This window comes from Streptomyces sp. NPDC057950 (assembly GCF_042887295.1).
Lineage (GTDB): Bacteria > Actinomycetota > Actinomycetes > Streptomycetales > Streptomycetaceae > Streptomyces > Streptomyces kaempferi.
The window spans coordinates 103,549-121,231 of the sequence record NZ_JBHVPP010000025.1 but is presented as its reverse complement, the minus strand read 5'-3'; the positions used below and the strand labels follow the sequence as shown (position 1 = coordinate 121,231).

16 protein-coding genes are annotated in these 17,683 nt (G+C 71.6%); 9 read left to right on the top strand and 7 right to left on the bottom strand.

Translation table 11 applies throughout. The annotated features are described in order from the left end of the window. Positions 1 to 116 precede the first annotated feature (116 nt). Positions 117 to 1,169, top strand: a complete 1,053-nt coding sequence (locus ACFVTC_RS34735) for an SAM-dependent methyltransferase (RefSeq protein WP_390132449.1) — start codon at positions 117 to 119, stop codon at positions 1,167 to 1,169. Here ACFVTC_RS34735 and ACFVTC_RS34730 read toward each other — a convergent pair. Then, positions 1,134 to 2,285, bottom strand: coding sequence for an NADH-quinone oxidoreductase subunit D (locus ACFVTC_RS34730; RefSeq protein WP_390132448.1), 1,152 nt, complete (start codon positions 2,283 to 2,285; stop codon positions 1,134 to 1,136). The two genes, ACFVTC_RS34735 and ACFVTC_RS34730, sit on opposite strands and share 36 nt — an antisense overlap. 31 nt (positions 2,286 to 2,316) lie before the next feature. Between ACFVTC_RS34730 and ACFVTC_RS34725 the strand changes: the two genes are divergently transcribed. Then, positions 2,317 to 2,820 carry a PH domain-containing protein gene (locus tag ACFVTC_RS34725; protein ID WP_390132447.1) on the top strand — a complete coding sequence of 168 codons (504 nt, stop codon included), beginning with the start codon at positions 2,317 to 2,319 and terminating at the stop codon, positions 2,818 to 2,820. Then, positions 2,817 to 4,151, top strand: coding sequence for a PH domain-containing protein (locus ACFVTC_RS34720; RefSeq protein WP_390132446.1), 1,335 nt, complete (start codon positions 2,817 to 2,819; stop codon positions 4,149 to 4,151). The genes ACFVTC_RS34725 and ACFVTC_RS34720 overlap by 4 nt, the downstream gene beginning before the upstream one ends. 174 nt (positions 4,152 to 4,325) lie before the next feature. Here ACFVTC_RS34720 and ACFVTC_RS34715 read toward each other — a convergent pair whose 3' ends face one another. Then, positions 4,326 to 6,041: a hypothetical protein gene (locus tag ACFVTC_RS34715; RefSeq protein WP_390132445.1), complete on the bottom strand. Its 1,716-nt coding sequence runs from the start codon at positions 6,039 to 6,041 to the stop codon at positions 4,326 to 4,328. A 370-nt stretch (positions 6,042 to 6,411) separates the two neighbouring features. Beyond that, the gene (locus ACFVTC_RS34710; protein WP_390132444.1) at positions 6,412 to 7,536 is read right to left on the bottom strand and encodes an alpha/beta hydrolase; all 1,125 of its coding nucleotides are present in this window, start codon (positions 7,534 to 7,536) and stop codon (positions 6,412 to 6,414) included. A gap of 201 nt (positions 7,537 to 7,737) precedes the next feature. Between ACFVTC_RS34710 and ACFVTC_RS34705 the strand changes: the two genes are divergently transcribed. The 6 genes from ACFVTC_RS34705 (at position 7,738) to ACFVTC_RS34680 (ending at position 12,874) form a co-directional block, all read left to right on the top strand. After that, positions 7,738 to 9,567, top strand: coding sequence for a phosphatidylglycerol lysyltransferase domain-containing protein (locus ACFVTC_RS34705; protein ID WP_390132443.1), 1,830 nt, complete (start codon positions 7,738 to 7,740; stop codon positions 9,565 to 9,567). A 187-nt stretch (positions 9,568 to 9,754) separates the two neighbouring features. Further along, positions 9,755 to 10,615, top strand: a complete 861-nt coding sequence (gene folP / locus ACFVTC_RS34700; RefSeq protein WP_390132442.1) for a dihydropteroate synthase — start codon at positions 9,755 to 9,757, stop codon at positions 10,613 to 10,615. Further along, positions 10,612 to 11,106 (top strand): nuclear transport factor 2 family protein, encoded by a 495-nt coding sequence (locus ACFVTC_RS34695; protein WP_390132441.1) that lies wholly within the window; start codon positions 10,612 to 10,614, stop codon positions 11,104 to 11,106. Before folP ends, ACFVTC_RS34695 begins: the two co-directional genes overlap by 4 nt. A gap of 248 nt (positions 11,107 to 11,354) precedes the next feature. Continuing rightward, positions 11,355 to 11,714: a dihydroneopterin aldolase gene (folB, locus tag ACFVTC_RS34690; protein WP_390132440.1), complete on the top strand. Its 360-nt coding sequence runs from the start codon at positions 11,355 to 11,357 to the stop codon at positions 11,712 to 11,714. After that, positions 11,711 to 12,322, top strand: a complete 612-nt coding sequence (gene folK, locus ACFVTC_RS34685) for a 2-amino-4-hydroxy-6-hydroxymethyldihydropteridine diphosphokinase (RefSeq protein WP_390132439.1) — start codon at positions 11,711 to 11,713, stop codon at positions 12,320 to 12,322. Before folB ends, folK begins: the two co-directional genes overlap by 4 nt. Positions 12,323 to 12,385: 63 nt before the next feature. Then, on the top strand, positions 12,386 to 12,874 hold the full coding sequence (locus ACFVTC_RS34680) for a DUF3180 domain-containing protein (protein WP_329289481.1): 489 nt from the start codon (positions 12,386 to 12,388) through the stop codon (positions 12,872 to 12,874). Positions 12,875 to 13,021: 147 nt separating this feature from the next. Here ACFVTC_RS34680 and folE read toward each other — a convergent pair whose 3' ends face one another. The 4 genes from folE to tilS all read right to left on the bottom strand — a co-directional run bounded on the left by folE (position 13,022) and on the right by tilS (position 17,644). Then, a complete protein-coding gene (folE, locus tag ACFVTC_RS34675; RefSeq protein ID WP_356282111.1) occupies positions 13,022 to 13,627 on the bottom strand; it encodes a GTP cyclohydrolase I FolE in 606 nt (201 codons plus the stop codon). A gap of 145 nt (positions 13,628 to 13,772) precedes the next feature. Next, complete coding sequence (gene ftsH, locus ACFVTC_RS34670; protein WP_390132438.1) at positions 13,773 to 15,797, bottom strand: ATP-dependent zinc metalloprotease FtsH; 2,025 nt, start codon at positions 15,795 to 15,797, stop codon at positions 13,773 to 13,775. A 198-nt stretch (positions 15,798 to 15,995) separates the two neighbouring features. Beyond that, a complete protein-coding gene (gene hpt / locus ACFVTC_RS34665) occupies positions 15,996 to 16,556 on the bottom strand; it encodes a hypoxanthine phosphoribosyltransferase (RefSeq protein ID WP_168533898.1) in 561 nt (186 codons plus the stop codon). 53 nt (positions 16,557 to 16,609) lie between these two features. Continuing rightward, positions 16,610 to 17,644, bottom strand: a complete 1,035-nt coding sequence (tilS, locus tag ACFVTC_RS34660) for a tRNA lysidine(34) synthetase TilS (RefSeq protein WP_390132437.1) — start codon at positions 17,642 to 17,644, stop codon at positions 16,610 to 16,612. Positions 17,645 to 17,683: the final 39 nt, after the last annotated feature.

Below are 17,683 nucleotides of genomic sequence, written 5' to 3'. Positions count from 1 at the left end.
ACCCAGAGTAGGGAAGCGTGCAGTGTGCAGGGGTCAACCGGAGGACCGATCCGCGAGCGGTGCTCGTACTCCCCAAGGTGGAGGCTCTCCCCGTTCCGGACGCCTAGCCTGACCCGGTGAGGCATGAGACGGCGGGCGTGTGGCGGGGTTGGCGCGAGGCGGCACAGGAGGCGCTGTACGGCCCCGCGGGCTTCTACCGCGGGCCCGAGGGACCCGGGGCCCACTTCCGTACGTCCGTGCACGCCTCCCCGCTCTTCGCGGCCGCCGTGGCCCGGCTGCTGTGCCGGGTCGACGCGGCCCTCGGCCGTCCCGCCGAGCTCGACTTCGTCGACATGGCGGCCGGTCACGGCGAACTGGTGACGGGTGTCCTCGCCGCGCTCCCCGCCGACGTGGCCTCCCGGGCGCGCGGGTACGCCGTCGAACGCGCCGGCCGCCCCGCCGGACTCGACCCCCGGATCCAGTGGCTCCCCGAGCCCCCGCGCGGGACCACCGGACTGCTGTTCGCCAACGAGTGGCTGGACAATGTGCCGGTGGACGTGGCGGAGGTGGATTCCGAGGGCGTACGGCGGCTGGTGCTCGTACGTGCCGAGGACGGGACCGAACGCCTCGGGGAGCCCGTCGCCGGGGCCGGGGCGCAGTGGCTGCGGGCGTGGTGGCCGGCGTCCGGAGAGGGGGCCCGCGCCGAGATCGGGCTCTCCAGGGACACGGCCTGGGCCGGAGCCGTGGCCACCCTCGACCGGGGTCTGGCCGTCGCCGCCGACTACGCCCACCTCGCCGCCGCCCGGCCGCCCTTCGGGACGCTCACGGGCTTCCGCGGGGGCCGGGAGACACGGCCCGTGCCCGACGGCTCGTGCGACATCACGGCGCACGTCGCCCTCGACGCGTGCGCGCTGCCCGGGGGGCGCGTGGTGACCCAGCGGGCCGCGCTGCGCGCGCTGGGCGTGAGCGGCTCCCGACCGGCGCTCGCGCTGGCTTCGAGCGATCCCGCCGCGTACGTACGCGCCCTCGCGGGGGCCGGCGAGGCCGCCGAGCTCATCGCGCCCGGCGGCCTGGGCGACTTCGGCTGGCTGCTGCAGCCGGTGGGAGTGCCCCGGTCAGGCCGCCGCACCCTGTTCGAGGGCCTGCCCGCCGATCTACTTGTCGATGTCGCCGACCACGAAGAACAGTGACCCCAGGATCGCCACCATGTCCGCGACCAGCGTGCCCGGCAGCAGCTCGGTCAGCGCCTGGATGTTGTTGAACGAGGCCGAGCGCAGCTTCAGCCGGTACGGGGTCTTCTCGCCCTTGCTGACCAGGTAGTAGCCGTTGATGCCGAGGGGGTTCTCGGTCCAGGCGTACGTGTGGCCCTCGGGCGCCTTGAGGACCTTGGGGAGGCGCTGGTTGACCGGTCCGGGCGGCAGCTCGGCCAGCCGGTCGAGACAGGCGTCGGCGAGGTCCAGCGCGTTGTGCGTCTGCTCCAGGAGGCACTCGAAGCGGGCCAGGCAGTCGCCCTCCTGCCGCGTGACGACCTTCAGGGTGTCCTGGAGCTCGCCGTACGCCAGGTACGGCTCGTCGCGGCGCAGGTCGAAGTCGACGCCCGAGGCACGCGCGATCGGCCCGCTCACGCCGTACGCGTGCACGGCCGCCGGCGCGAGGACGCCCACGTCCCGCGTGCGCCCCCGGAAGATCTCGTTGCCGAGCACCAGGTCGTCGTACACGCCCATCCGCGAGCGCAGCGCGGTGACGGCGCCGCGCGCGCGTGTGGTCCATCCGGCGGGAAGGTCCTCCTTGAGGCCCCCGACCCGGTTGAACATGTAGTGCATGCGCCCGCCGGAGATCTCCTCCATCACGTGCTGGAGCTCCTCGCGCTCCGTGAACGCGTAGAAGATCGGCGTGATCCCGCCGAGCTCCAGGGGATAGGAACCCAGGAACATCAGGTGGTTCAGGACACGGTTGAGCTCCGCGAGCAGCGTGCGCAGCCACACCGCGCGCTCGGGGACCTCCATGCCGAGCATCCGCTCCACGGCGAGCACCACACCCAGCTCGTTCGAGAACGCCGAGAGCCAGTCGTGGCGGTTGGCGAGCATGACGATCTGGCGGTAGTCGCGCGCCTCGAACAGTTTCTCCGCACCGCGATGCATGTAGCCGATCACCGGCTCCGCGTGCTGGATCCGTTCGCCGTCGAGCACGAGCCGCAGCCGCAGCACGCCGTGCGTCGACGGATGCTGGGGCCCGATGTTGAGCACCATGTCGGTGCTTTCCGCGGCGCCGCCGATACCGATCGTGGTCTCCGTCTTGGGAGTCATGGACACAGTCTGGCGTACGTACCCTTGCGGCATGGAAAAGCGGAGCACGGAACCCGCGGTCGACACCGCCTCGGAGCCTGTCTGGACCGGGCTGCCGCCGGGTCTGCTGCGGATGCGCCGGCTGCTGCTGGTGGTGTGGCTGGGGCTGCTGACGATCGCCGTGGCCCTCCTGCCGGGACTGCTCGCGGGGCCGGTCTGGGCCGCTTTCGCCCTGCTGCCGCTCGCTCTGCTGGGGTGGGGCTGGCGGATGCTGGGGCGCAACTGGCGCTCCTGGCGGTACGCCGAGCGCGCGGACGACCTGCTGATCAGCCGCGGGGTGCTGTTCCGCGAGGAGACCGTGGTGCCCTACGGCCGGATGCAGCTGGTCGAGGTGACCTCCGGACCCGTCGAGCGGCATTTCGGGCTCGCGAGCGTGCAGCTGCACACGGCGGCCGCGGCGACGGACGCCCGCATCCCGGGTCTGGACCCGGCCGAGGCCGAGCGGCTGCGCGACCGGCTGACCGAGCTGGGCGAGGCCCGATCGGCGGGGCTGTGACGACGCCGGCGCCGGGCCCGCAGGACGCCGTGCGGGAGGAGAAGCCGCTGGTCGAGCGGCGGCTGCACCCCGTGACGCCGTTCCGGCGGGCCTGGGCGCCCGTCGCCGTGATAGCCGGCTGGGCCGTCCACGACCCCGATCAGGCACAGGAGCAGCTGACCCGGCTGACGACGACGGCGCTGCTCATCGGACTCGCCGTGATCGTCCCGGCGGCCGCCCTCTACGGCTTCCTCAGCTGGTGGTTCACGCACTTCGCGGTGACCGAGACGGAACTGCGCATCCGCACCGGCCTGTTCTTCCGGCGTACCGCGCACATCCGGCTCGACCGCCTCCAGGCCGTCGACGTCACCCAGCCGCTGCTGGCCCGCGTGGCGGGTGTCACCAAACTCAAACTCGATGTCGTGGGGACGCACAAGAAGGACGAACTCGCCTTCCTCGGCGAGGACGACGCCCGCGCCCTGCGCGCCGAACTCCTCGCCCGCGCGGCCGGTTTCGCCCCCGAGACGGCGCGCGAGGTCGGCGAGGCCCCGGTACGGCGGCTGCTGCACGTCCCGGCGGGCGTCCTGGCCGTCTCCCTGGTCCTCACCGGCGCCACCTGGGGCTCCCTGGCCGCCGCGCTCGTCGTACCGCCCGTGCTCTGGTTCGCCACCCACAGCGTGTGGTCGGTCCTCGCGACCGGGGTGCCGCTGCTCGGCGCCGCGGGTGCGAGCAGCGTGGGCCGGTTCGTCGGCGAGTACGACTGGACGGTGGGCGACTCCCCCGACGGGCTCCGCATCGACCACGGCCTCCTCGACCGCACGCACGAGACGGTGCCGCCGGGGCGCGTGCAGACCGTACGGATCGTCGAACCGCTGCTGTGGCGGCGGCGCGGGTGGGTACGGGTCGAGCTGGACGTGGCGGGGTCGTCCAACTCCGTCCTCGTGCCGGTCGCCCCGCGCGAGGTCGCCGAGGCGGTGGTCGCGGGCGTACTGCCGGGAGTGACGGTGCCGTCCGCCCTGTCCCGGCCGCCGCGCCGGGCCGGGTGGTGCGTGCCGTTCTGGTGGCGGGGGTACGGGATCGCCGTCACCGACACCGTGTTCGCCACCCGCCACGGCCTGCTGCGCCGCAGCCTCTCCCTCGTACCCCATGCGAAGGTCCAGAGCGTCCGGCTGACGCAGGGGCCCTGGAAGCGCTTCCACGGCCTCGCCGACGTCCATGTGGACACCGGGGCCGGCAAGACGGTGACGGCTCGGCTGCGCCCCGCCCCGGAGGCCGCGGAGCTTCTTCAGGCGCAGGCGGACCGGTCGCGGACGGGGCGGCGGGAGGCCCGGCCGGACCGCTGGATGGCATGACCCGCGGGGCTGGACGGCATGACCCGCGCGGCCCGGCGCGGGGGCCTGGGCGGCGAGGGCGCGGGGGGCCTTTCGGGGAGACGTCGTGGGGGCCGGACAGCGGGAGGGCAGTGGCTCGGTGCCACTGCCCTCGTCCACGCGCGACCCCGATGCCTCAGGCGGTGGGGGCGACGGTCAGGAAACCGCGCTCCGCAGCACGCCCACGTCGATGTGCTCGGTCTCGTCGTGCGCCGTCAGGTCGATGACCTGGCCGACCCCGCGGGACCCCTCGTCGACGGGCTTGAAACCGGCCTCGGCCTCGGCCTTGTGCAGGGCGAGCGCCTCCTGGCCGACCACGTCGGCGAGGTCCTCGTTCTGCACGGACGCCATCGCCTCGGGCGACGACCCCTGCTGCGTACCGAAGAAGTCGAACCCGCCCTCGACGGACGGGCGACGCGCGGGCGTGGTCGGCACGACGGCCACCGCGGTCGGCACGGTGAAGTGCCCGGAGGGACGCACGGGCTTGGCGGGCTTCACCGGCTGCGCGGGGTGCGGCGCCTCCTCGGCCACCGCGGACGCCTTCGCGTGAGCGGCGGTGGCAGCGGGAACGGGGGTCTGCGGGGGCGCGGGGACGGTGTCCGTGCGCGCGTGCTCGTCGGCCGCCTCGGGCGTCGTCGCCGGCCGTGTCCCGTCCGTCCGCTCCCCGGCTCCGTTCGCGGACGCGACGGCGTCGGCTCGCGCGGGCTGCTTGTCCAAGAGGCTCAGAGGGCTCGCGGGGGCCGCCGGGGTCACGGAAGCGTCGTGCGCGGACCCGTCCGCCGGTGAGTCGCCGGGCTCGGCACCCGCGGACGCCTCGGCGTCGTCGTCCTCCGGCACGGACTCGGCCTCGGGGTCGGGGTCCGGCTCGGGATCGGAGTCCGCGGTCGGTCCGGTGCCATCGCCCGCGTCACCGTGGGCGTCGCCGTCGGCGGCGTCAGCGTCCTCGGCGTCGGAGGCGGTGTCCGCGGCCGAGCCGGTGCCGGTGTCGGTGTCGGCATCCGCGTCGTCCGCGACGTCGGCCTCCGTGGCACCGCCCGCGATCCGGCTGAGCGCCGCGTCGGCCCGCAGGAAGAGCGACGACCCGGCCGGAGAGAAGGCCTCCGGAGCCTCGGACGCGTCCGGCGCCCCGGCTGCCGACTCCTCGTCGGCCGCCTTCTCGACGGCCCCGTCCTCCGCCTTCTCGGCCTTCTTCGGCTCCTCCGGCTTCTCCGGCTCCTCCACCGTCGGCTGCGCGTCCGTGCCCTCGCCCGCGTCGGCGTGCGTCTCCTCGCCCGTGCCGGCCACGTCCGCGGGCGTCTCCGCCGGGTCGGCCCCGTCCGCGGGCGTCTCCGCCGTGTCGGCCCCGTCGGTCTCCGGCTCCGCGGAGTCCTCCGACCGTGCCGGCTCCCCCGCGGCGGTCAGCTCGCGCGCGGGAGCCGTGGTCTCTATCTCGAGCAGCCGACGGCCCTCCAGGGCGCTCGCCCGCTCGGTCTCCGCCGTGGCGTACCGCCGCAGCAGCGCCGCGTGCTCGTTGCGCAGGCCCGCCAGCTCCACGCGCTTGGCCCGCAGGTTGTGTTCGAGCTTGGTGCGCAGCTCGCGCGACTCGTCGAGGTCCGTCTCCAGTTCGGCGACGCGCTCCTCGTGGCGCCACTCGTCACTCGCACGCGCGCGCGTGAGGTCCGCGACCCGCTTGCCCGCGGCCGTGTCCCAACTGCGCATGACGACGGCGCCGGCGACAGCGGTCACCGCGGCGCCCGCTGCCAGCATGCGGAGCACACCTGGCTCCGTGAACAGCCAGGGACCCACGGCGCAGACGAGCGAGACGCCCGCGATGGCCGAGGGAGGCAGCAGCCTGTGCAGAGGCGGGGAATGGCGGTGACGTCCACGTGGCATGGCCAGAAACTTACCGCGCGTAGGCGAATCTTGGAGCCCCGCCCGGTAAAAACACAGCCACCCCGAAACCTTCGCAGCGCCCCGGCAGTCCCCAGGGTGACCACCTGCCCCTAAAGGGCCACCGCATGCCCCGCGTGCCCGCGAGCGCCGCCCGTTGTTGATCAGCCTCTTCGTCCCGATCCTTCGGCCGGGCCCGTCGTCCGGACCCTTCGTCTTTCCGAAAGCGCTTTGAGGTCGCGTTTCTCGCCGAATAGGCGGCGGAACGACCGGAGAAGGCACCGCTGAAACAGTCGGCGGGAATTCTCCGGATCTTCTCCGCCGCGCCGTTCGCACACCCCGGAGGGGCGGCCGGCGGTCCCCGGAGGGGCCGTCAGCGGTCGCTCAGTATCCCGCTGATCCACTGCAGCGTCCCCGGGATCTCCCTTCGCCACGTGTTGAAATTGTGACCACCGCTGTCGAGGATGATCGACGCGATCCCGGTGCGCCCGGTGGCCTTCACCTGGTCGATGAACCGCAGCGTGTCCCGGTAGTTGTGCTCGCCCACCTTGCTGCTGGTGACCAGCAGCGACGTGTGGGGCGCCGGCTTGTGCCGCAGGTACCAGCGCAGGTCGGCCGAGTTGCGCAGCAGCCGGTCCCCGTGGAAGAGGTCACCCGTCGTCGGGTCGATCGGCGCCTTGTAGTAGGGCGACAGGCCCGCCCCGGCGGCGTACGTCTCGGGGTGGTGCACGGCCAGTTTCAGCGCGCAGTACCCGCCCGTGGAGTCGCCGACGATGCCCCAGCTCCCGGGCCTCTTGCCCACCCTGTAGTGGGCCCCTACGGCCTCGGGAAGGTCCTTGGCGAAGAAGGACTCGGTCTGCGGTCCGCCCGGGATGTCCACGCACTCGGTGTCCCGCGGCGGCGCGACGGTGGGCCGCATCATCACCAGGATCATCGGCTGCATCCTGCCGTCCTTGGCCAACTCGTGGGCCGTCTGCGGATAGTGCAGCCCCTTGATGAGCGCCTCCGCGGTGCCCGGGTATCCGGTGAGGACCGCGGTCGCCGGGAAGGTGCGGGTGCGGTAACGCGACTGGAAGTACTCGGGGGGCAGATAGACGTACGCCGGGGTGGCGATGTGCGTCGTGCGGCCGACGATGTCGACCTTCTGGACCTGACCGCCGATCTGCGGCCGGGAACCGCCCGACACATTCACCTGCCGGGTGTCGACGACCTGAAGAGGGCCGCCGGTCCCGCGGCCCGAATGGTCGACCACCACACCCTGGCCGCTCTCCCGGCCGAGGAGGTCGGCCCAGCTCGCGTAGAACCCGAACGCCTGGTTGGCGAAGAGACCGATCGAGGCGAACACCGCCACCTGCGTGACCAGGAGCAGGCCGATCCGTCCGCCGACAGCCCGCCAGTTGCGCCGCGCAAGCCGTGGCCACCACCACACCGTGCCGACGAACAGCAGCACGGCGAACAAGATCACCAACACCAGCACCTTGTTGCTTGTGAGACCCATGGACTGTTCCCGCCTGCGCTTCCCGTCCCGGGCGCGCCCTGCACCTTCGCAGGAGCTTGCCCCGGACTTTCCTTGCCTTTTGGACCGGCTTTCCGATGGGGAGTGAACCTGACCCCCCAAGACACCGTCCTAGAGGGCGCAATGTCGCCGGATGCCGGAATGGCACCGGAATCAAGGTCTCTCGCAGAACTACGGGATGCGATGTCTGTCAGGATAGATGGGGAATTGTCGGGTGGGGTTCCAGACCGAACAGGTGGGACGCGACGCATAGTCCGTGGTCCCCGCCCTGAGGCCGTCCCCGCCCTCGTCGCCAGGGCCTGCACGCTCGTAGGGGTCCTGGACATCGCCGCCGGCGTCTTCCCGCGCTTCCGGCGCAGTCGTATGCACGCCATGGCCGAGGTGCTGCCGGGCTCGTTCGGCCCCTTCGCCGCGGCGCTGTCGCTCAGCGCGGGCGTGCTCCTGCTGCTCCTCGCCCATGGACTGCGCCGCCGCAAGCGCCGGGCGTGGCGCGCCGCCGTGGTGCTGCTGCCGGCCGGCGCCGTCGCCCAGTTCGCGTACCGCCACTCGCTCATCGGCGTCGTCATCTCCCTGGCGCTGCTCGCACCGCTGCTGCGCCACCGGGGCGAGTTCGCCGCCCTGCCCGATCCGCGCAGCCGCTGGCGGGCCCTCGCGAACTTCGTCCTCATGGGAGCCGGCTCCCTGGTCCTCGGACTGGTCATCGTCAGCGTCCACGAGGACCGGATGGTCGGTGACCCGAGCCTGGCCGACCGCCTCGCCCACGTGCTGTACGGCCTGTTCGGCTTCGAGGGCCCCGTCGACTACGCCGGACCCACCTCCTGGACCGTCGCCTTCTCGCTCGGCGCGCTCGGCTGGCTGACCGCCGTCACGACGATCTATCTGGCCTTCCGCCCCGAACACCCCGCCGCCCGCCTCACCGAGGACGACGAGACCCGGCTGCGGACCCTCCTCGACAAACACGGCGGCCGCGACTCGCTCGGTCACTTCGCGCTCCGCCGCGACAAGGCCGTCGTGTTCTCGCCCAGCGGCAAGGCGGCCGTCACCTACCGCGTCGTCTCCGGCGTGATGCTGGCCAGCGGCGACCCCATCGGGGACGTCGAGGCATGGCCCGGCGCCATCGAACGCTTCATGGACGAGGCCAAGGCCCACTCCTGGACGCCCGCCGTGATGGGCTGCTCCGAGACGGGCGGCGAGGTGTGGACCCGGGAGACCGGCCTCGACGCCCTCGAACTGGGCGACGAGGCGGTGGTGGACGTCGCGGATTTCTCGTTGGCCGGGCGCGCGATGCGCAACGTGCGCCAGATGGTGAAACGCATCGAGCGGGCTGGCTACGAGACCCGGGTACGGCGCATCCGTGACCTGAGCGAGGGCGAACTGGACCGGATACGTCGCGCCTCGGAGGCGTGGCGGGGCACCGACACCGAGCGCGGCTTCTCCATGGCGCTCGGCCGCATAGGCGACCCGTCCGACAGCGACTGCCTGATCGCCACCGCCCACAAGGCCGACGACGCACCCGGCCCGTACGGTGACCTGAAGGCCGTCCTCCACTTCGTCCCGTGGGGCACCGACGGGGTCTCCCTGGACCTCATGCGGCGCGACCGCGCCGCCGACCCCGGCATGAACGAACTCCTCATCGTGGCCGCCCTGGAGGCGTCCCCCCGCCTCGGCATCCAGCGGATCTCGCTCAACTTCGCGATGTTCCGCTCGGCGCTGGCACGCGGCGAGAAGATCGGCGCGGGACCTGTGCTGCGCGCCTGGCGGGGCCTGCTGGTCTTCCTGTCCCGCTGGTTCCAGATCGAGTCCCTGTACAAGTTCAACGCCAAGTTCCGCCCGCGCTGGGAGCCCCGCTTCGTCGTCTACGGCTCCTCCCGCGACCTCCCCCGCATCGGCTTCGCCGCCATGCAGGCCGAGGGCTTCGTGACCCTGGCCCTTCCCGGCCTGCTCCGCCGCCGGGTCCGGGCCCCGCGCCCCTGCGCGCACGGGGTGGCCGACCGCGGGGTCAGAGCGGCCTAGGGCGTGTTCCGGCCCGCGGGGAGGGCTCCTGTCCCGGCTCTGGGGCCCCCGCCCGGACCACGCGGCCCCGCACTGGTGAAGGGCGCCCGCGGAAGGCCCCGAACCGGCCGCGAGGTGGCCCGGAGGCCCCGGGCGGGGACGACCCGCGAGGGAATCCGGCCCGCACCGGAGGTCCTAGGCTGGACGTATGAGCACTGAGCGCCGGCGCGGCCACGTCGCGGGACTGCCGACCTGGGACCGCTGCGCGGTCATGGGAGTCGTCAACGTCACGCCCGATTCCTTCTCGGACGGCGGCCGCTGGTTCGACACGACGGCCGCCGTCAAACACGGCCTCCACCTGGTCACCGAGGGCGCCGACCTGGTGGACGTGGGCGGCGAGTCCACCCGCCCCGGTGCCTCCCGTGTCGACGAGGCGGAAGAGCTCAAGCGGGTGATCCCGGTCGTCCGGGGCCTGGCCTCCGAAGGCGTCACCGTCTCCGTGGACACCATGCGCGCCAGCGTCGCCGAACAGGCGCTCGCCGCGGGAGCCGCCCTGGTCAACGACGTCAGCGGCGGCCTCGCCGACCCCGCGATGATCTCCGCCGTCGCCGCGGCGGGAGCCCCCTTCGTGGTCATGCACTGGCGCGGCTTCCTGGACGGCGGCAACGTCAGGGGCACCTACGCGGACGTCGTCTCCGAAGTCGTCGACGAGCTGCACGCACGCGTGGAGGCCGTGCTGGCCGGCGGCGTCAGCCCCGACCGGATCGTCGTCGACCCGGGCCTCGGCTTCTCCAAGGACTCCGAACACGACCTGACACTCCTCGCCCACCTCGACCGGCTGGGCGGGCTCGGCCGTCCGCTCCTGGTCGCCGCGTCACGCAAACGCTTCCTCGGCCACGTCCTGGCGGGCCCGGAGGGCGCCCCTCCACCGGCCCGCGAACGGGACGCCGCCACCGCCGCCGTCTCCGCGCTCGCCGCCCACCAGGGCGCGTGGGCGGTCCGTGTCCACGAGGTACGGGCCACCGCGGACGCCGTACGCGTCGCCCGGGCCGTCGAGGGAGCCCAGTGAGCGCACCGCGCACCGACGTCGAGCAGGTGGAACTCGCCAACACCACCTTCTACGAGGCACTGGAGAGGGGCGACTTCGAGGTGTTGTCGTCCCTCTGGCTGGCCCCTCTGGACATCGTCGACGACGACGCCGGGAGCGAGGGCGCGGAGGTCTCCTGCGTCCACCCCGGCTGGCCGGTCCTCAACGGCCGCGGCGAGGTTCTGCGCTCGTACGCGCTGATCATGGCCAACACCGAGTACATCCAGTTCTTCCTCACGGACGTGCACGTCTCCGTCGGCGGCGACACCGCGCTGGTCACCTGCACCGAGAACATCCTCAGCGGCGGCCCCGCGCCCGACGACAGCGACGAGCTCGGCCCGCTGGTCGGCCAGCTGGTGGTCGCCACGAACGTGTTCCGGCGCACGGACGACGGCTGGAAGCTCTGGTCGCACCACGCCTCCCCCGTCCTCGCCGAATCCGGCGAGGAGGAGGACGAGGAGACACCCGGTTGAGTGGGCCGCACGCCCGGCGGAACCAAGGAGTGGTTGGAATCACGAACCACCGGGTATGGGCGGCTACCGACCCATGAGCCCGGCGTTCCCCAGGGGAAACACCCGATGAAGCCTCGCGACCATCATGTGGGCGCTCGCCCCCGCGGACGAACACTGTCAGTGCCCGCAGGTAGATTCGTTCGCAGGCCGGTGTGCCGACCGCACGCGGTGCACGACGGGCCCTACCGACGATTGCAGGAGTGATTCGCGTGGATCGTGTCGCGCTGCGCGGCCTCAAGGCTCGCGGACACCACGGTGTCTTCCAGAAGGAACGCGAGGAGGGACAGCCCTTCATCGTCGACCTGTCGCTGGGCCTGGACACCCGGTCGGCCGCGGCCGACGACGACCTGACGAAGACCGTGCACTACGGCATCGTGGCGGAGGAGGTGGTGGCCATCGTCGAGGGCGAGCCCGTCGACCTCATCGAGACGCTCGCCGAGCGCATCGCCCAGGCCTGCCTGAAGCACGAAGGGGTGAGGGAAGTCGAAGTCTGCGTCCACAAACCGGACGCGCCGATCACCGTCCCCTTCGACGACGTGACCGTCACCATCACCCGGAGCCGAGCATGACTGCGTCCTACACCGAAGGCCACAGCGACCCGACGGTCCAGCCGGTGCCAGCCTCCGTGGTGGAGCGCGTCGACGCCGCCGACACGACACTGCAGAACCCGAAGCGGGCGGTCCTCTCGCTCGGCTCGAACCTGGGCAACCGGCTGGAGACCCTGCAGGGCGCCGTCGACGCCCTGGAGGACACCCCCGGCGTCCGCATCAAAGGGGTCTCACCGGTCTACGAGACGCAGCCGTGGGGCGTCGAGCCCGGCAGCCAGCCGACGTACCTCAACGCGGTCGTCGTCCTCAAGACCACCCTCCCCCCGTCCTCGCTCCTGGAGCGGGCGCACGCGGTCGAGGAGGCCTTCGACCGGGTACGCGACGAACGCTGGGGCGCACGCACGATCGACGTGGACATCGTGGCGTACGCCGATGTCGTCTCGGACGATCCGGTCCTGACGCTCCCTCACCCGCACGCCCACGAGCGGGCCTTCGTCCTCGCCCCCTGGCACGACGTGGAGCCCGAGGCCCAACTGCCCGGCCGCGGCCCGGTGGCACAGCTCCTCGCCGGCGTCGGCCAGGACGATGTCACGCCCCGCGCCGACCTGGAACTCCACCTGCCCGAGTAGTCGTTAAGGTCAAGACGACCAGAGGCCGGACGACCGTCCGGGGCGGGTGACCGAAGGGGCAAAGTGAAAGAGCTGCGGATCAGGACGCTGGCCGCCGTGTTCGTCGTGGCGGGCCTGCTGTCCTGGGCGGGCGCCCGGCTGTGGAACGCGGTGGGGACGCTTCCCCGCGTCCCGCTGGCCGCCCCCATCGTGCTGGCCCTGATCGCCGTCGTGCTGCTGTCCACGGCGCTCTCGCTGCGCGCCCGTCTCAAGGCCCAGCGCGAGCGCCGACCCGGCGCCAAGGGCGTCGACCCGCTGATGGCGGCCCGCGCGGTCGTCTTCGGCCAGGCGAGCGCCCTGGTCGCCGCCCTGGTCGCGGGCATGTACGGCGGCGCGGGCGCGTTCCTGCTCGAGTCCCTGGAAGTCCCGGCCCGCCGTGACCAGGCCATCTACGCCGGCTTCTCGGTCCTGGCCGGCATCGCCGTCATAGCGGCCGCCTTCTTCCTGGAGCGCGTCTGCAAGCTCCCCGAGGACGACGACAACGAACACGGCGGCGCGGCCCCGGCCGCGTAAGCGTCACCAGGACTGCCGCGGCATCTGATCGGCAACGTCCAGGCGGGCTGCCCGCTTGCCAGGCAGCCCGTGACCCACCGCGATCCCCCTTGACCAGCGATCGACTCCGCCGGCCGAGGACCGTATCGGGCACCCCCGACAATCAGGTCAACGTGCGAGTATCAGGCTCATTGCCTCAGCCCGGGTCGTGGCGTCACGAAGCTGGCCGCGCACCGCGGACGTCGTGGTCTTGGCACCTGGCTTGCGAATGCCGCGGACCGACATGCACATGTGCTCGGCCTCGATGACGACAATCGCGCCACGCGCCTCAAGGATCCGCATGAGCGAGTCGGCGATCTGCGTGGTGAGCCGCTCCTGCACCTGCGGCCGCCGGGCGAACACCTCGACGAGGCGCGCCAGCTTCGACAGGCCAGTGATCTTTCCGGTGTCGGCCGGGATGTACCCGACGTGAGCCACGCCATGGAAGGGCAGGAGGTGGTGTTCGCACAAAGATACGATTTCGATGTCCTTCACCAGCACCATCTCGTCGTGCCCGAGATCGAACGTCGTCGTCAGCACGTCTTCCGGAGCCTGCCTCAGGCCGGCGAAAAGCTCCTTGTACGCCCTGGCCACGCGCCCCGGCGTCTCCCGCAAGCCCTCACGCTCCGGGTCCTCGCCGACCGCGATGAGGAGCTCTCGTACGGCGTTCTCGGCGCGCTTCTCGTCGAACTCGCCGATCGAGCCCTCGCCGTCCAGCGTCACGGGGTCGGTCATGTGGTCCTCGTTCCTGTGCCTCTCGGCGCGTGCGGTTCGACGCGCCGACGTGCGGGCATACCCAAATGCCGCGCCCCCCAGGCTAAAACCTGGGGGGCGCGGCAGTCATTCCGGGCCTGCTGAGGCCGCCGGGGAGCTGAGCGGGTCAGCTCTCGGTGCGGTCCTCGGGAGCCGCTTCCTTCGCCGGGACGGATTCCGTCTTGACGATGGACGGCGTCGCGCCGTTCGCCCCGTTCGTCAGTGACAGCTCCTTGGGGGAGAGCACCGGCGGGCGGGTGGACGGCGTACGGCGGGAGGAGCCGGTCCACGCGGGGCGGGCCGGGCGCTTCACGATGGGAGCGAAGACCTCGGCGATCTGCTCCTTGCTCAGCGTCTCCTTCTCCAGCAGCTGGAGCACCAGCGCGTCCAGAACGTCGCGGTTCTCGACCAGGATCTCCCAGGCCTCGTTGTGCGCGTTCTCGATGAGCTTCTTGACCTCTTCGTCGACGAGCGCGGCGACCTCTTCCGAGTAGTCGCGCGGGTGCGACATCTCCCGGCCGAGGAACGGCTCGGTGTTGTCGCCGCCGAACTTGATCGCGCCGAGACGCTCGGTCATGCCGTACTGCGTGACCATCGCGCGGGCCGTTGTGGTGGCCTTCTCGATGTCGTTCGCCGCACCGGTGGTCGGGTCGTGGAAGACGAGCTCCTCGGCCGCGCGGCCGCCCAGCATGTAGGCCAGCTGGTCCAGCATCTCGTTGCGCGTCGTGGAGTACTTGTCCTCGTCGGGCAGGACCATCGTGTAACCGAGGGCCCGTCCACGCGACAGGATCGTGATCTTGTGGACCGGGTCGGAGTTCGGAGACGCCGCCGCGACCAGGGCGTGGCCGCCCTCGTGGTACGCGGTGATCTTCTTCTCCTTGTCCGACATGATCCGGGTCCGCTTCTGCGGGCCCGCGACCACTCGGTCGATCGCCTCGTCCAGCATGTTGTTGTCGACCAGCTTCTGATTGCTGCGGGCCGTCAGGAGCGCGGCCTCGTTCAGCACGTTGGCGAGATCGGCACCGGTGAAGCCGGGGGTGCGGCGGGCGACGGCGGACAGGTCGACGTCCGGAGCGACCGGCTTGCCCTTCTGGTGAACCTTGAGGATCTCCAGACGGCCCTGCATGTCCGGGCGGTCGACCGCGATCTGGCGGTCGAAGCGGCCGGGGCGCAGGAGGGCCGGGTCGAGGATGTCGGGCCGGTTCGTGGCGGCGATGAGGATCACGCCGCCCTTCACGTCGAAGCCGTCCATCTCGACGAGCAGCTGGTTCAGCGTCTGCTCGCGCTCGTCGTGACCGCCGCCGAGGCCGGCGCCGCGGTGGCGGCCGACCGCGTCGATCTCGTCGACGAAGACGATCGCCGGGGCGTTCGCCTTGGCCTGCTCGAAGAGGTCACGGACCCGGGAGGCGCCGACACCGACGAACATCTCGACGAAGTCGGAACCCGAGATCGAGTAGAAGGGAACGCCGGCCTCGCCCGCGACGGCGCGTGCGAGCAGCGTCTTGCCGGTACCGGGAGGCCCGTACAGGAGCACGCCCTTGGGGATCTTCGCCCCGACGGCCTGGAACTTCGCCGGCTCCTGCAGGAACTCCTTGATCTCCTGGAGCTCCTCCACCGCCTCGTCCGAACCCGCGACGTCCGAGAACGTCGTCTTCGGGGTGTCCTTGGTGATGAGCTTCGCCTTGGACTTCCCGAAGTTCATGACCCGGGAGCCGCCGCCCTGCATCTGGTTCATCAGGAACAGGAAGACGACGACGATGAGAACGAAGGGAAGCAGCGACAGCAGGATGCCCAGGAACGGGTTCTGCTTGGACGGCGAAACCGTGTAGCCGTCCGGAATCTGCTTGTTCTGGTACTTGTCCTGCAGGGTGTTGGCCAGGGCCACGCCCTGGTCGCCGATGTAGCTCGACTGGATCTTCGAGCTGCCATCGACCTTCTCGCCGTCCTTCAGCGAGACCTTGATGACCTGCTCGTCGCCAGTGGTGATCTTGGCCGACTCGACCTTGTTGTCATTGATCGCCTGGACGACCTGGCCGGTGTCCACTGTCTTGTAGCCGCCGGACGAGCCGACGACCTGCATCAACACGACCACGGCAAGGACGGCCAGCACGATCCACATGACCGGCCCACGGAAGTATCGCTTCACGTCCATCCATACGGAGCGGAGCCGCCCCGTCCCTCCTGCCATAGTGAGTTTGATAAAGACTTAGAAAGACTGTTCTTCGGACGGTACCCCAGCATTGTCACCCGAAGCCGCAGGGGACGACTGGCAATCCCGCCCACGCATGCTCCAACGGCGCGAAACCCGCTGGGGTTCCCGATCGTCTTACGAAGACCGGGACTCGGGGGTTCAGCCGCCGTAGACGTGAGGCGCGAGCGTACCGACGAACGGGAGGTTCCGGTACTTCTCGGCGTAGTCCAGGCCGTACCCGACCACGAACTCGTTCGGGATGTCGAAGCCGACCCACTCCACGTCGATCGCGACCTTGGCCGCGTCCGGCTTGCGCAGCAGCGTGCACACCTTGAGGGAGGCGGGCTCGCGGGAGCCGAGGTTGGAGATCAGCCAGGACAGGGTCAGCCCGGAGTCGATGATGTCCTCGACGATCAGGACGTGCTTGCCCTTGATGTCGGTGTCCAGGTCCTTGAGGATCCGCACCACACCGGAGGACTGGGTGCCCGCGCCGTACGAGGACACCGCCATCCAGTCCATGGTGACGGGGGTGGACAGCGCACGCGCGAGGTCCGCCATGACCATGACGGCGCCCTTGAGCACCCCCACGATCAGCAGGTCCTTGCCCGCGTACTCCGCGTCGACCTTCGCGGCCAGCTCAGCCAGCTTGGCGTCGATCTCTTCTTTGGTGATGAGCACCGACTTGAGGTCGGTGCCCATGTCTTTCGCGTCCACCCGCATCACTTTCGGTCGTCCCACCGGCTGTCCCGGCCCTCCCCGGAGGGGGGCGCGGATCAGCTTTGCCGAATCACCAGTCTGCCACCCTGCCGCTGCGCGACGACTTTGCCCGGGAGATTGATGACTCCCTGACCGCGCCAGCCGGTGATCAGCCGGTCGACTTCCTCGATGTGGCGGGCGAACAGGGAACCGGCCGGGGCGCCCGCCTCGATGGCGGCCCTGCGCAGGATGCGGCGGCGCACGGCGGGCGGCAGGGCGTAGAGCTTGGCGCACTCCAGCAGGCCCGCGGTGTCCCGCACCGAGGACTCGGCCTGCCGGGCCCAGGCGTCGAGGGCGTCGGCGTCGTCACGGGAGAGCTGGGCCGTGCGGGCGAGGGCCCCGACCACTCCTTTGCCCAGCGCCTTCTCCAGGGCGGGCAGTCCCTCGTGTCGCAGTCGCGAACGGGTGTAGGCCGGGTCGGCGTTGTGCGGGTCGTCCCAGACGGGCAGCGACTGGACCATGCAGGCCTTGCGCGCGGTCTGCCGGTCGAGGTGCAGGAACGGGCGCCGGTAACGGCCGCCGGCCCCCGAGACCTCGGCCATTCCGGACAGGGACCGGATGCCGGAGCCGCGGGCGAGGCCCAGCAGAACCGTCTCGGCCTGGTCGTCGCGCGTGTGTCCGAGGAGGATCGCGGCGGCGCCGTGGCGCTCGGCGGCGGCGTCCAGGGCGGCGTACCGGGCGTCGCGGGCGGCGGCCTCGGGGCCGCCGTCGCGGCCCACGGTCACGGCGAGGGACTCCACGGGCGCCATGCCCAGCTCGACGAGGCGCCCGACCACGTCGTCGGCGCGCAGATCGGAGCCGGACTGCAGACCGTGGTCCACGGTGATGCCACCGGCGCGGACCCCGAGTTTGGGGGCTTCGAAGGCGAGGGCGGAGGCGAGCGCCATGGAGTCGGCGCCGCCGGAGCAGGCCACCATGACGAGAGGGCCGAGGGGGCCGCGGGGGCCGGGCGGGGAGGACTCGCCCGGGGGGCGGGTGTGGTCGATGAGGATGTCGTGGAGTACGCGGCGGACCGCCAGGCGTATCGCCGCGACCGCAGGATGGGGACCCATGTCCGGTTCCCTTCATGAAGTTTTCGGGGGTGAGCCCGA